Source organism: Nostoc sp. DedQUE07, assembly GCF_034530975.2.
Taxonomy (GTDB): Bacteria; Cyanobacteriota; Cyanobacteriia; order Cyanobacteriales; family Nostocaceae; genus Nostoc.
On the sequence record NZ_JAVRCC020000002.1, the window covers coordinates 317,277 to 331,782 of the forward strand.

Consider the following 14,506-nt stretch of genomic DNA (forward strand, 5'->3'; position numbering starts at 1 on the left):
GAATTTATAAGCTAGCGATCGCTTATTTTTAAGAATAGTTTATTTAGTTTCAGAATTTCTATCCATTTTGTAAGCCTGTAATAAATATTCTCCATTGAAGTGAATCAGATGAGTAGAATCTTCCGCAACCCAAACATCGGTTTCCCAAGCAATTTCAGCCAAATACTCTACCATCGCTTTCCGGCTTAAAAAAGTTGTCACCATTACAAGAGGGATTTTTATATCGGCAAAGATAACTTCAAGTTCTTTCTTTCGTTTAGGATTAATTGGTCCATGAGAAGTTACAGCTTCAATTAAAACTAGCCAATCATTTTTTAGATGATGGATAATCACATCAGGCATTTTTCCATGAGAATCGATAGTAACGCCTAAATCTCTCAATGCCACTTCATTAAAATGTGCGAATTTTTCATCTGTATCACCAACATAAATCAGTTTTGCTCCAGGTGTAAAACGTTCTGCAAAGTCTTTAATAATTTTTTCGATCAGAATATTCTGTCCACCTGGCGATAGAGTTTTTACCTCTCCTTCAATCACTATCGGAATACGTGATAGTTCCCGCTCCTGAGCATATCGTCTTTTCAAAGTTTCAACTGAAGTAAGGTAAGTATGAATACTCTTTTCCCATTCAGTAGTTCCATAAGTACGTAATAGTTCAAGCGCACTTTCTTCAATCTGATATACTGTTTTCGGACTGTTAACGGGGCGTTCAGGTGCATCTGGATTTACAATTATCAAAGCCGCATCTAAGAATTGATGGACTGTTTGGCGGCGAACAGTTTCCCGTGTATTAGGTTTATATGTTTTGCCATAATGCAGTGCCATAAATTCCATCATTGGCGTAATTCCCATTAGGGGAGATGCAGCAGTTTCCCAAGTATCTGTTGGCTTTAAGTTGAGTAGAGCCAGAAGGGTTAAGGCTGAACGCTCATTAAGTTGTGCTCGTGGGAGTCCAAGTTCAATTAGAATTTGTAGTGTTTCATTAATACGGGTTTTAATTATTAAGGGGTTGTTTTCAGACTGATTGCTCATACTCAGTAACTCTTCTTGCAAAAGTTCATCAATTTCTTTCTGTGATGGAAAATGCTCAGTAATATATAGCCCTACAGTCATTAGTTGTGCTATTGTCGGATATTTTAAATTTCGTAAATCGGTTGCATTAACCTGAGTATGTCCATTAAACAACCGAAAAAATGCGTCAACGAGGCTAGAGTTGAGATAAGCAGCAAGACCACGTGCTAGGGTAAGATTAAGTCCTCTTCCGTCTTTGTGAAAATAATTCAGGTGGTTTTCAAAACCTACCCAAGAACAATTAATTTGGTTGGCATCATATACAACGGCAACAACTCGTTTCTTTTCCTCTTTGGAGGATAATCGTTTAGTCAAAACATAATGCTCATTTGGTACTAAAAGAGAGAGCGTTTCTTCTCCATATACCAAAGCTTGGTGTTTTTTAGTTACTTTGGGATACTCAACATATCCTTCTGAAAAATTCAATGGATAAATCAAAGGAACAGTGTCTTCATTTGGCATTAAACACAGATGTTCTTTAACACGAAAATCTACAATCCGTCCAGTTGATACAGTTAATTCTAGGTCTTTTAATGTGCAGGTAAAGTTAGCCATTTTTTTAATGACCTGCTGACTTAGTGTATCGGGGATAATGTGGATAAATTGTTGCGAGTCGCTGGGAAGAACTATCTCTGTATAAGGTAAGGTATTTGACAGAATAAAATCATCATCAGCATTTGAACTTGTACTGATGATTACATTGTCAAATTTTGGTTTTTGTTTGACAGCATGGATGATAATCGTTTCCTGCAAAACTTCATCATCACTAAAAGTTTCCTGTCTGGAATCAAAAAGATGTATCTGCTCTAAAGCCATCATTTCCAAAAATATTTTGCGGAAATTTCTAAAATATGGCCCATTACAGAAACTACGCGGCGAAATAGCTACAAGCTCTCCTCTCAATTCAAGAAGCTGAACCGTAGCAGCGATAAAACCTGTATATAAATTGCTGGTTTCTAATCCTATAGAATGTAACAAATCACGAACTTTGGAATGAGTGTTAATTTTTAAATATGGGGGATTGAGAATAGCGTGGGTAAATCTACAATTATCAGGATTATCGAACAAACTAGGCTGAAGAAGTTTAACTGCATCCTCAATAAAATCCGTATGTCGGATCTCATAGTTTAAAGAGATGCCAGCTAGTTGACATTCTCGATCGCATAATTTCAATGTCTGATGCAAATACCCAATCAAAAAAGGATCGATTTCATAGGCAACAATATCTAAATTGGCTGGGCGTTTTTGGCTGTGACAAAGTTTAGCCACAAAGGCTGCAAGTAATGAGCCAACTCCTGCTCCAGCATCAAGTAGAGATATTTGAGGAAGATCGAGTTTGCCAAACATCCCAACCATTAGTTCTGCGACTGGAGCAGGTGTCAAAAATTGACCTAGTTTTCCTTTTTGCTTTTGATCCTGTTTCAAGCTTGCAGCAATCCTCAGAATATCTACTTCACCGAGTAAGTTTCTGGCAGAACATTTTGACAAGCTTTTGAATTCCAACGGCTTGTGATAATTTTCTCTAGACTCTCTACTGCTTGATTGGAACATCACGGCTCATTTTCACAGAACAAAAACCAACTTTATCAGGTTTTGAATTTACGCCATGATATTTTAAGGAGAAACCGATGCAAGAAGCGTCTCTTTTTCCAAAAATTTTTTTAAAACTATGCTTCAAGCTAAAGTATTTGTCACTCGTCGCCTACCTATCGAATTAGAGCAACTGCGATCGCTCGCGATGGTGGAAGTTTGGCCAGAACGCCAACCCCCTCCCTACGAAATTTTACTAGAAAAAGTCAAAGAAATAGATGGATTGCTATGTCTGCTGACTGACCAAATCGATCGCCAACTCATCGAGTCTGGGAAACTCAAAGTTATCAGTCAAATGGCGGTGGGTTACGATAACATTGACATTGCCGCCGCTACGGCACGACAAATTCCCGTCGGTAATACTCCTGGGGTGTTAACCGATGCTACCGCAGATTTTGCCTGGGCATTACTAATGGCAGCTGCACGGCGAGTAGTGGAGGCAGATCGATTTACTCGTGCAGGTTTGTGGCAGACTTGGGAACCAGATTTGTTGTTGGGACCAAATGTTACGGGCGCTACCTTGGGGATTGTTGGTTTTGGGCGAATTGGTCAAGCAGTTGCTCGTCGTGCTAAAGGGTTTGAAATGCGGATATTGTATACGAGTAGGCAACGATGCAGCCCAGAGTTAGAACAATCTTTAGGTGTGGAGTTTGCTACGTTAGAACACTTACTGCAAGAATCAGACTTTGTGACACTGCATACACCATCGGCTGATGATACTTATCATTTAATTAGCGATCGCCAATTTGAATTGATGAAGCGATCGGCTATTTTGATTAACACAGCGCGGGGAACGATTGTAGATCCAGATTCTTTGTATCGCGCTCTTGCAAGCGGTCAAATTGCGGCGGCGGCTGTCGATGTCACTGAACCCGAACCGATTCCCAGCGATAGCCTGTTGTTAACCTTAGAAAATTTAATTATTGCACCGCATATTGGCAGCGCCAGCCGTCAAACGCGCTCAAAAATGGCTTCAATGGCGATCGCTAATTTAATCGCAGGATTAAGGGGCGATCGCTTGGCTAATTGTGTCAACCCGGAAATTTATAATTCATAATTCATATCAGGCGTGAATTATGAACGCCCTCAATCTAATACCACAAGGCGGAAGTTCAAAGGGACGCATAGTTATGCGTCCCTAAAGCAAATTGCGTAAACCTTTAGAAGGTGAAAGTTGTTCTCAGCGTACCGATAATTGCATCATCGTTGTTGCTGTTTTGACCAGGAGAGGTCAACCAGATTACGCCAGGGGTGATTGAGATATTATCTGACACGCGATACTTGTAAAAGCCTTCAAAGTGATAAGGTATATCATTACCAGTACCAGCAAAAACTCCGCCTCGGTTACGGGCATAAGGTTCTGCACCAGCAAAAATCCCTAAAACGTTACCCTTTTTACCGAGGTCAGGTAAGGCCACTCCAAGACCGTAACTCCAAGCTTGATAATCATCACCAGCACCAAAGCCTGTGATATCGTGGTAAGAAACGAAGCCACTGACTGACAGTTTGTCGCTGGGTCTAAAAGCTGCTTCTATACCGTAAGAGTTACTGGAAGATCCGTTTAAGGTACTTAGAGTATTAGCTTGATTAGTACCTACAACGCGGATAGTACTACCCAAACCACCACCTAGATCGAATAAATTACCACTTCCAGCACCATGATAACCGTGAACGTAGGTAGCAGCTATAGATAAGCGATCGCCAACACTAAAGTTCAACTGTCCCAAGGCTGCATAGTTACCCTCTAATAAACCTTGATTTGCCACGGAATTAGCAGCATTTGATGCCAAGTAGCCGATAGTCAGCGAACTTGGTTTGAAAAAACTGCCACCCTTACCAAAGGGTAAAGTCAGTGCCGCACCTGCACCGCCACCAATGCGATAAATCGGACTTTCAGAAGCAAAGGTAGACAAAGCACCATTACCGCCATCATAGTCTTCAAAGTAAGGGTTATTAGTGGCAACATAATCGCTATGAATACCTCCGGTGCCCGCAAAGTAGACTTGGGCTGGACCTATGGGTACGTAATACGCCAGCCAGTCGATAATCACACTGTTGTTACCAGTGGCGCCGATTTGAAAAGTTTGTATACCTTCAGAAGTATTGATTCCAACACCATCATTTCCTACTTGTGTAAAGGATAGTGCATTACCGGCTGCAAGACGGGTGTGTAAAACGTCTTTACCCGTGAAGCTGGTTTGCAAGTCTAAACGTACCCGATCTTGGAAGACAGTATTATTCGCATCGCCAGTGTTATTGCCAAAAATATCACTAACAGCAAAAATAGCTTCACCCACCAATTTTGTGGTAGTAGAAAACTGATTAGCTTCTAGTTCCGCAGTCCGTGCTTCTAGAGAATCTACTCGACCGCGTAGAGTTGCCAGTTCTGCCGAGAATTCCTCCTGCAAACGCTGGAGAGTCGCCAAATCCTGTTTTGTCACCAAGTCAGCAGTTGCTGTGGCAATCAGTTCATTAACTCGATCTAAACAAGCATTCAAACCTGCGGCAAACTCATAACGAGTCAGTGCCCGATTGCCTCGGTAAGTAGAATTTGGGTATCCAGCAATACAACCGTAGCGCTCAACCAAGGATTGCAAAGCTTGGAATGCCCAATCAGTCGGCTGTACATCAGAAAATTGAGAAACTGATGTGACTTGAGACAATGAATTCTGGTTCTTGCCTTCGTTGTTGTAGCGATTAACCTCTTCTAAAACCTTATTTTCATCAGCCTTTTGGGCAAGCAATTGCTGATTAACTTTTGGTTGCTCTGTTTGAATGAATATTGATGAAGCACTAGCAGCTATTGGCTTTGTATCTTCAGAAGAACTTGCTACTTCGGCAGCAGCTATAGCCTTAGCGGAAACCAACACCGTCACTCCCAAAACTACTGGACTTAGTACCAGAGTTTTCCACAATAGATGAGACATTTTTATTTTCCTTTCCCAAAAAATAGCGAAAATCAGTTGGTTCAAGAAAAAGAGAATAAGTGATTATTCTACTTGTTCGGAATCTTATCAGATTGTTGTTAATTAAGCTATATATCTAAGAAATTTTTTACAGATAAGGAATCGTCACGTTTTGCAAATGGCTTATTTGCCAAAGGTTGAGTTGATCGGGTAAGTTCGCTCGATTTTGTGCTATTTATGGGCTTTAGCTTCTTGTTTTTAATCCCGATCTGCGGTAGTTACTTTTTGTCTTTAAATTCATTCCTCAATCAAGAAAGTGTATTTATATATGAGGTTTTGATGACAAATTAGTAATTATTGATTATTAATTATTTTGAACCTCCAACCTGCCGAAGTCAGATAAATCAATACTGTTCAGTTAAGCCTCAAATCTTTAGTAAAGACACAAAATTTTACTTCTTACAGCTGCACTAACGCGTCTTTACAGTTTGAAAATCAGTATCAAAAATCTTTACCAACGGCAAATAATCTTTAATAGTAGCCAGTTTTGTGTTGGGATAGCGACCCCAAAGACATCTCAATGCTTGATTAAGCCCCTAATTTAGGCAGATAATTTTTCATAACTATCGGCAGTTGTTGCTTCTAATCCCAAAATGGGATACATTTCTGGTTCAGATGTTCCGTGCATCGTCAGAAGCAGAGCGTCGATTAAGGCTTTGGCTTTAAGCAGCGTTTCCTGAAACTCCATCTCTGGCTCAGAAAGGGCTATAATTCCGCCACCAATACCAATGGAGGTTTGACTGGGAGTCAAAACAGCAGTCCGAATCACAATATTTAAATCGGCTGAACCATTCAACCCCAAAAAGCCGATCGCACCTGAATAGATTCCCCGCGCCTCTTGTTCTAAGCGATCAATAATTTGCATGGTGCGGATTTTCGGCGCACCAGTCATCGATCCTCCGGGAAATGCAGCTTGCACGCAATCCACCGCTTGTAAATCCGAACGTAATCGCCCGCGTATCGTTGTTACCAACTGATGTACTGTTGAGTATGTTTCCACATCCATTAATTTTGGGACGTGGATGCTACCAACTTCACAAACTCGTCCTAAATCATTGCGTAACAGATCGACAATCATCAGATTTTCAGCTCGGTCTTTTTCGCTGTTGCGTAGCTTCTCACGGAGGACGAAATCGGCTTCGGGGGTTTCTCCTCGTGGTAGGGTTCCCTTGATGGGTTTAGTTTCTACCCAACCTTGGCGATCGATCCGTAAAAACCTTTCTGGAGATGAGCAGGCGATCGCAATTTCACCAAAGCGTAAAAATGCAGAATAAGGAGCCGGATTGATTTTACGTAATGTCCGATAGAACGTCAATGGATCGGGGGTTGCATCGGTGTGCAGCTGATTAGTCAGGCAAACTTGATAGGTTTCCCCTTCGTGAATTTCGTCTAAGCATTGCTGAATATCTTGAATGTAATTTTGGTAAGTGCGACTCAAACGGAACTTAACTGGCTGATAAGTTTCTTGAGGTACAAGAGAAAAAAGAGGATCTAGAGTTTCGAGTTGTTGTTGGATAGTATCAAACCAAGTTTCTACCTGCTCTGTTTGTCCTTTTTTGATTAATTGCAGCAAATAAACACACTGTTCTTGATGATCGATCGCAATCATGCGATCGGCAAGTAAGAAAATTGCATCAGGTAATGGTGAAGAATGCACCAATGACGAGCCACACTCCGCCTTAAGTTCATAGCCAAAATAGCCAACAAATCCACAGTTAAAATCAAAAGGTAACTCATCAGATTGACAAAATCGGCAGTTTATTTCTCGCTTCAAATACTCAAAAATACTTTCGGTGCGATGAGTCACGGTATCTGATTGTGCGATAATAAGTTCTTGCGTTTGGGTATGGTATCGCACCAATAAACTGTTTATCCCGCTTCCATCACCCATAAACGAGAAGCGAGATAGACCAAGTTCTACACGACTGCTATCTAGCCAAAAAGCGTTCGGTGCGTCTCCAAACAGCTGTACAAATATTTGTTCTGTATTTGGGCAAATATCTAACTTGCGCGTATACAATTCAAACTTTTGGGACTGTTCTTGACAGGGTTGCTCTATAACAGGAGTAACAGATCCATATCCAATCCAATACTGCTTTTGTGGACTGCTTGACGATTTTTCGGGAAATTTAAGTGTAATATCTCGAAAGTTTTCTAATAATCTTTGCCCATATTCTGTACAGATAGACTCTGGGTGAAACTGCACACCCCAAAAAGGTAAATGCCGATGACGCAATCCCATCACCAATCCTTCTTCAGTCCAAGCAATTTTTTCTAAACATTCAGGTAGTTCATCAGCAACTAATAATGAATGATAACGCACCACAGAAAACTGATTAGGAATACCTTGAAATAATTCTGAATTATTATGATAAATTTTACTGAGTCTGCCGTGTCGAACTTCCGGTGCATGAATTACTCTTCCACCATGTAGATAGCCAAGTCCTTGATGTCCCAGACAAACTCCCAGCAAGGGTACATCCACATTCTCAATTATTTGCCGACAGACTCCAAAATCTTCCGATCTCTCTGGACGACCGGGGCCAGGTGAAATCACAATGTTGTCAAATGCAATTTCTTTTAATTCATCCCAGTTAAGGCGATCGTTATAAATTACTAGAGGTAGTTCCCCATTTACCTCGGCAATCATCTGGTAAAGATTAAATGTATAAGAGTCATAGTTATCAATAATTAGCGTTTGCATACATAGTTACTTAACTAGCACATATAGCAATCCTAAATCATTCGTGAAAAATTAGATCCCCGACTTCTTGAAGAAGCCGGGGATCTGGCTTAAGTTCTATAGGCACATCTTCAAAAAGAAAGGGTTTCAGAAAACTTTACTGGATGAATGATGGCTTGTTTGCCAAAGGTCACATTTATACAAGAATTTCGCTCGATTTTGTGCCATTTCTAGACTTTACCTTCTTGTTTTTAACTCTGATTTGTGGTAAGTCTTTTTTATCTTTGTAAAAGTAACAGATTTCTACTAGAGTTGGCCATATTTCTAGAGAGCCGTGAAATTGGCTAATAACATCATCGATAATTCTGGAAACATTTTGCTGAAAAAAGTCTGGTTCAAATCCATAGAAGACTCTCGATAAATTCTCAGCAAATAATTGAAGTGACTGCTTGCGTTCTTCATTCTGGGTAGAGATTGAGGCTTTGACTACCTGCTTGTGGATAGCAGAGATTTTTTCCAGGATTTCCTCAGAATCTTGTAAAGTGACTTCGCCTGAGTAATCAAACTTGATTCCCAAATCGTCAAGATGATAAACACTATTTTTAATCTTCTTTTTCAGCAAGCTACATATTTCTTCATTAAATAGTTCGCTAGCTAGAGGATTACGCATATAGTTATTTCTAATATGGTTTTGGACAGCATCAACGTGTGCAGCTGCAATTCCTTCTTGCTGTATCCAAATCCTGTAGATATAATCCTCAAATCTGAGCCGAGTTGGAAAAAAGGGTGGTAAACCTAGCTGATTATCATATCCAGCAACTCCACAATCCATTCTCCAGTTTTTATTAGTAATAACGGGTCGAAAATTGGTAAGAATATAAAAGTCATTCAGGTCATTTGGACTTATTTGGTTTTCATCATTGAGATACATGTGAATAAAATCAAGGGTATCAATATCATTAGTTCCTGTGCGAAAAGTTTGGGCAATCTTAACGATCGCATTATTCAAGACTCTCCCTTGTTGTAATAAGAGGCTGTTCTCTCGAAAGTAACCTTTAGTTGTATTGGTTTCTAAATCCATTGCTGTATCAAGTACCAATTCTCCAGCCTCGAAGTTTTCTGGTACATGGCTGGCTTTTTGACCTAAAACATCACCAAAAGCCGTGAGTAAGTCAAAAGATTTATGAACGAAGCCGCCTTGTTGGTTGGACTTTATTAATTTTCCTCGGCATATTTCATCACCAGATAAAGATTCTGGGCTAGTTTCAATTAATGCATCTGGACGCATATCGTCATCTGCACTAACCATTAAATGTCCAAGGGTATACATGAGAGTGAAGTTGCGATTTCCGCCATAACTAGGTCGGAATAAGTTTTTGACTAGTGATTCTAGCTTGCGATCGCGCAGTCTTTCGTTTAAAAATGTAATAAATTGCTCTTTCTGTTGTGGCCCAACATAAAACACATCATTGACTGTCTTAGTCTGCTCTAAAAGTGGATAATATTTCTCGTGATTGGCAATGCTAGAATCGTCAAAAACGATAATTTTTAAAGCATGACCATTTGCCCAGAAATTCTCATCATACTTTTCGATGGTCTGTGCTACATCTCTCAGTCTATGAGTCGGAATAACAAATACTGTTTCTTTTTGTTTCATAAAATTTGTTTGGGTTTTTCAAATGAACTTTCTAACCTTTAAACAAAGTTTGAAAGTTTTCAGGCTAACTGCTTCCAGAATATCTGCCACTGCAAATTTGCATACTGGAGATTAGCAGCATAGGCATAAATTCACCTATTTAGGGCTGTAGTCAGAACAATTGAGTGCTTGTTTCGTTAGAGCAGTGGTAGGATGTACTGCACACTTTAGAAAATAGTTATTGTTAAAAAATTGGCATTTTTTACAGTTATGTTGCTCTAAATCTTTAATGCTTACTATTTCATCTTTATCTGGCGCCGCATTTTCTGGGGGATCTTCTAGTGCTTTGCAGACAGATGAAACTAGAAAAACAACAATTGCCCAAACAATCATAAAGGAAATGTGAGCCAAAAACACTGCTACAAAGGGAATGTCTCCGTCATGTGGTTTTGTGTCACTATGTGTTGCCTTAGACAGGTTAGCTTCAATCAGGGTGGACTGATGAACATTTTTGTGGGCGGATACATAAAGTCGGAAAAGCTCCGAAGTATGCATATTAATAACCTTTAGTTAGTCGAACTCAGATCCAGTAAAGTTAAAGAGGCAGGAGGCAAAAATATATCTTCTTACTCTTGCTGCAAGCTCGAACTGCCTCCTGCCTTTATTCGAGAAATGTTCATCTGTCTAATAATATGTGGAATTGAAAGTACTTGATAGGTCTGGGTAATTTGAATTAACAGATTGACTTTCTCTTAGTCGAGCTTCCAATAAGCAACTATTGAGGGAATAGTAAACAGAATGAATTTTTTTAAGAGTCACTTTGAGAGCGGGAACCATCATCGGATCGGTTGCTATTGCTAAAATGTAATCTCCGGCGAAAATACTAGGATTATCTGTTACTGAAATAACTTGAGTTTCTCTTAAAACTCCTAGAAAAATGCATTTACTCGGTAATTTAATATCACTTAAATGAATGCCACAGTAAACGCTATTATCTTCGATAAAAACACCAAACAGACTTGGCTCTAAAGTTTTTTTAGTTTTCAGCACAAAATGTTTTTTAACTCTAATAGTATTGTCCAATACTTTACGAGTAAAAGCTGCTGTTGCAGAGATATATTTTGAAGATATATAAAATGTGTTAAATAAATAGAGTATGTGTTTATTAATTAGTTAATTAGGTATATGTTTAGAGATATAGGTTTTATATATACCTACTAAAAATTAGATTCTCGACTTATTAAATTAAGCCGAGAATCTAACATTTAGATTTGAAGTAATCATTAAGGATTACTATAGATAACTATTTTGAATAGAAGGCATAGCAAGAATCAGCAGCACTCTCTCAAGCCTTTATGCCTTAATCTTATCTAGGGCTAAATTAAGCTTCAACACATTAACTCCAGGTTCGCCAAAGATGCCGAGAAAGCGGCCGTCGGTGTTTTGGAAAATTAAAGTTTCGAGTTGGTTCGGTTGAACTCCTCGCGCCTTGGCTACTCGTGCAACTTGTGCGATCGCAGCTTCCGGGGTAATATGCGGGTCAAGGCTGGAACCGGAGGTGTAGACTAAATCGCCAGTCGGCTGCACACCTGCTTTTTTCAAACGATTGAAGTCACCTTCAACTTTTTTGCTGGGGTCTGGGTCATCTTTACCTTTAATGCGTTCCATTAATGCGGGATTACTGGGAGCCAAGTTACTAGCGCCAGAAACCCCAGTTCTCAAAACTCCCGCATCGTCCTTTTTGGGATCGGCTGTGCTGTAGCTGGTGGTACTGGGACGGCTGTTAAAATAGCGATCGCTACTAAAAGGTTGACCAATCAAAGCAGAACCCACAACTTGACCTGTGCTATTTTTTAGGAGACTACCGTTTGCTTGAAAGGGAAACACAATTTGCCCAATGGCAATCATCGCAAAAGGATAAATAATCGCTCCAATAACCCAGAGTACTAAGGTAGAACGAACAGCTCTACCAGCTTCACGTGCAAAACTCATTAGAATTTCTCCGGTACAAACATTACGAAAAATAAATAGATGGAAAGCCCTAGTGTCACCAGTCCTAACAACCCCAATCCCCAAGATTGACTGCGGGAAAGTTGTTCGCCAGTCGCTGCATAGACTAGAGGTGCCACCACTAGGTTGAAACACATCGCCAGGAATAAATACAGTGGCAGCTTTTGCCTACGCCATTGACACCAGATGTCAGTTATTTCTTCTAATACTTGGGATGCAGCAATAGTGCGTCGGATATGAACGGGTTTCATAGAATTAAGACAAAGGTAAGATAATATCTATCAGTTTGATGGCAATGAACGGAGCAACGATACCGCCAAGACCAAAGATCAAGATGTTACGACGTAACAGTTGATCTGCTGTTAAAGGTAAAAATTTCACCCCTCTGAGTGCTAGCGGAATTAGTGCCGGAATAATTAAGGCATTGTAAATCAGCGCCGAGACGATCGCAGATTGGGCACTCTTTAATCCCATAATATTCAGTGCGCCGATTCCAGCCGCCGCAAAGATTGTGGGAATGATCGCAAAATACTTGGCAATATCGTTAGCGATGGAGAATGTTGTCAACGCCCCACGAGTAATTAGTAACTGTTTACCTATGGTTACTAAGTCAATTAACTTCGTGGGGTCTGAGTCTAAGTCCACCATGTTAGCAGCTTCTTTGGCAGCTTGCGTCCCCGAATTCATCGCCACACCCACATTTGCTTGAGCCAAAGCAGGTGCATCGTTCGTACCATCCCCAGTCATTGCCACCAGTTTACCCTCAGATTGTTCCGAGCGAATCACCTCAATTTTGTCTTCTGGAGTTGCTTCGGCAATGAAATCATCCACCCCAGCTTCCTCGGCAATTACCGAAGCGGTAATTCGATTGTCACCTGTGAGCATGATCGTGCGAACACCCATGCGGCGGAGTTGGTCAAATCGCTCCCGCAAACCAGGTTTGACAATATCTTTCAGGTAGATAACACCATAAATTTTGTCATCTTGGCAAACAGCTAAGGGTGTACCGCCTAACCGGGAAACTCGCTCATAAGCTGCATCTATATCATCAGGAACGTTACCGCCACGGGAACGGACAAATCCTTTAATGGCATCCACTGCACCTTTGCGAATTTGTTTGCCATCGGGTAGATTCGTGCCACTCATCCGGGTTTTGGCGGAAAATTCTACACCTTCGGCTTTATCAATATTAAAGTCTACCCCAGCCTGGGACTTTTCTGCTAAAACTACAATCGATTTGCCCTCTGGCGTTTCGTCAAACAAGCTAGCAGCTAAGGAGACTCGCGCCACATCTATTAATGAGTGATTATCCAGAGGAATAAATTCGTCAGCCATCCGATTCCCCAAGGTGATCGTGCCTGTCTTATCCAGCACCAAGGTGTTGATGTCACCGCAAGCTTCTACCGCTCGACCAGAGGTCGCAATGACATTAAATTGAGCAACTCTATCCATCCCGGCGATACCAATCGCACTGAGTAAACCACCGATAGTTGTGGGAATTAATGCTACTAAGAGCGAGATGAGAATAGCAACGCTAGCACCTGCCCGCAAACTGTTTCCCGCCTCAACTCCAAAGGCTGTGCTGATAAAGCTGGCGATGTAGGCGACAAATGGGGGCATAGTTGCCACCACAATTAAGAACACCTGCGTTAACACAGCCAACAATACCGTCAAAGCAATCTCGTTCGGAGTTTTGCTGCGTTCTGCTCCTTCTACCAAGGCAATCATGCGATCGATAAAGCCTTGTCCGGGATCGGCACTAATGCGAATTGTCAACTCATCGGAGAGTAGGCGTGTACCGCCTGTCACCGAACTGGCAATATCTGTACCTGGTTGCTTCAGCACCGGGGCAGATTCCCCAGTAATTGCCGACTCATCTACCGAACCGATGCCTTTAATTACATCCCCATCGGCGGGAATCATATTATTTGCAACCACTTTTACCAAATCGCCCCGTCGCAGTTCCGTAGAATTGACTTTTTCTATCGAACCATCGGGGAGGATTTTATTAGCGATCGTATCCGATCGCGTCGATCTTAATGAATCAGCTTGTGCTTTACCGCGTCCTTCAGCTACAGCTTCGGCAAAGTTGGCAAAAACGAGGGTAAAAAAGAGAATAAAGGTAATCAACCCGTTTAAAACGCGTTGTTGGTTAACATCTGCCTGGATTGTGCCAAACAAATTTGGGTTTAGGGTAACAAGCAAGGTGATAATTGTCCCTACCCAAACAACAAACATCACTGGATTTCTGACAGTAATTCGCGGATCGAGCTTGACAAATGACTCACTAATTGCTCTTTGATAAAGTCCCCGCATATCTGTTTTGGGGGTATGTTTGCGCGAGTCACGAGTTCCAGATGGAATACGGGGCGAGGGAGAATCAGTAGTAATTGGCATACATTAAATTTTGGGAATGGGGCATTGGGGATTGGGAATTGGGGATTGGGAATTGGGGATTGGGGCATGGGGCATTGGCGATGAGTCTTTGATACTCGTGGACGAGTCTTTGATACTCGCCGACGAGTCTTTGATACTCGTGGACGAGTCTTT

The 14,506-nt window shown here is 41.1% G+C and carries 10 protein-coding genes; 1 reads left to right on the forward strand and 9 read right to left on the reverse strand.

Annotated features, from left to right (window positions below; genetic code table 11):
• Positions 1–39: 39 nt before the first annotated feature.
• On the reverse strand, positions 40–2,496 hold the full coding sequence (locus RMZ95_RS02580) for a BsuBI/PstI family type II restriction endonuclease (RefSeq protein WP_322682354.1): 2,457 nt from the start codon (positions 2,494–2,496) through the stop codon (positions 40–42).
• Positions 2,497–2,740: 244 nt separating this feature from the next.
• Between RMZ95_RS02580 and RMZ95_RS02585 the strand changes: the two genes are divergently transcribed.
• The gene (locus RMZ95_RS02585; RefSeq protein ID WP_322682353.1) at positions 2,741–3,718 is read left to right on the forward strand and encodes a D-glycerate dehydrogenase; all 978 of its coding nucleotides are present in this window, start codon (positions 2,741–2,743) and stop codon (positions 3,716–3,718) included.
• A 103-nt stretch (positions 3,719–3,821) separates the two neighbouring features.
• Here RMZ95_RS02585 and RMZ95_RS02590 read toward each other — a convergent pair whose 3' ends face one another.
• The 8 genes from RMZ95_RS02590 to kdpB form a co-directional block, all read right to left on the reverse strand.
• Complete coding sequence (locus tag RMZ95_RS02590; protein ID WP_322682352.1) at positions 3,822–5,588, reverse strand: iron uptake porin; 1,767 nt, start codon at positions 5,586–5,588, stop codon at positions 3,822–3,824.
• A gap of 580 nt (positions 5,589–6,168) precedes the next feature.
• On the reverse strand, positions 6,169–8,331 hold the full coding sequence (gene pabB, locus RMZ95_RS02595; RefSeq protein WP_322682351.1) for an aminodeoxychorismate synthase component I: 2,163 nt from the start codon (positions 8,329–8,331) through the stop codon (positions 6,169–6,171).
• Between the two features lie 175 nt (positions 8,332–8,506).
• Positions 8,507–9,967: a hypothetical protein gene (locus RMZ95_RS02600; RefSeq protein WP_322674635.1), complete on the reverse strand. Its 1,461-nt coding sequence runs from the start codon at positions 9,965–9,967 to the stop codon at positions 8,507–8,509.
• A gap of 135 nt (positions 9,968–10,102) precedes the next feature.
• On the reverse strand, positions 10,103–10,501 hold the full coding sequence (locus tag RMZ95_RS02605) for a hypothetical protein (protein ID WP_322674636.1): 399 nt from the start codon (positions 10,499–10,501) through the stop codon (positions 10,103–10,105).
• A 129-nt stretch (positions 10,502–10,630) separates the two neighbouring features.
• On the reverse strand, positions 10,631–10,996 hold the full coding sequence (locus tag RMZ95_RS02610; RefSeq protein WP_322682350.1) for a TrkA C-terminal domain-containing protein: 366 nt from the start codon (positions 10,994–10,996) through the stop codon (positions 10,631–10,633).
• Positions 10,997–11,299: 303 nt separating this feature from the next.
• Entirely contained in the window at positions 11,300–11,938 is a 639-nt protein-coding gene (kdpC, locus tag RMZ95_RS02615; RefSeq protein WP_322682349.1) for a K(+)-transporting ATPase subunit C, read from the reverse strand.
• Positions 11,938–12,207, reverse strand: a complete 270-nt coding sequence (locus tag RMZ95_RS02620; protein ID WP_322682348.1) for a potassium-transporting ATPase subunit F — start codon at positions 12,205–12,207, stop codon at positions 11,938–11,940. The genes kdpC and RMZ95_RS02620 overlap by 1 nt, the downstream gene beginning before the upstream one ends.
• A gap of 4 nt (positions 12,208–12,211) precedes the next feature.
• On the reverse strand, positions 12,212–14,353 hold the full coding sequence (kdpB, locus tag RMZ95_RS02625; RefSeq protein ID WP_322682347.1) for a potassium-transporting ATPase subunit KdpB: 2,142 nt from the start codon (positions 14,351–14,353) through the stop codon (positions 12,212–12,214).
• Positions 14,354–14,506 lie beyond the last annotated feature (153 nt).

What these genes read in the sequence shown, in the direction of transcription:
- kdpC (WP_322682349.1), bottom strand. Translation starts at nt 11,938, where the DNA reads ATGAGTTTTGCACGTGAAGCTGGTAGAGCTGTTCGTTCTACCTTAGTA.
- RMZ95_RS02600 (WP_322674635.1), bottom strand. Translation starts at nt 9,967, where the DNA reads ATGAAACAAAAAGAAACAGTATTTGTTATTCCGACTCATAGACTGAGA.
- RMZ95_RS02590 (WP_322682352.1), bottom strand. Translation starts at nt 5,588, where the DNA reads ATGTCTCATCTATTGTGGAAAACTCTGGTACTAAGTCCAGTAGTTTTG.
- pabB (WP_322682351.1), bottom strand. Translation starts at nt 8,331, where the DNA reads ATGCAAACGCTAATTATTGATAACTATGACTCTTATACATTTAATCTT.
- kdpB (WP_322682347.1), bottom strand. Translation starts at nt 14,353, where the DNA reads ATGCCAATTACTACTGATTCTCCCTCGCCCCGTATTCCATCTGGAACT.
- RMZ95_RS02605 (WP_322674636.1), bottom strand. Translation starts at nt 10,501, where the DNA reads ATGCATACTTCGGAGCTTTTCCGACTTTATGTATCCGCCCACAAAAAT.
- RMZ95_RS02585 (WP_322682353.1), top strand. Translation starts at nt 2,741, where the DNA reads ATGCTTCAAGCTAAAGTATTTGTCACTCGTCGCCTACCTATCGAATTA.
- RMZ95_RS02620 (WP_322682348.1), bottom strand. Translation starts at nt 12,207, where the DNA reads ATGAAACCCGTTCATATCCGACGCACTATTGCTGCATCCCAAGTATTA.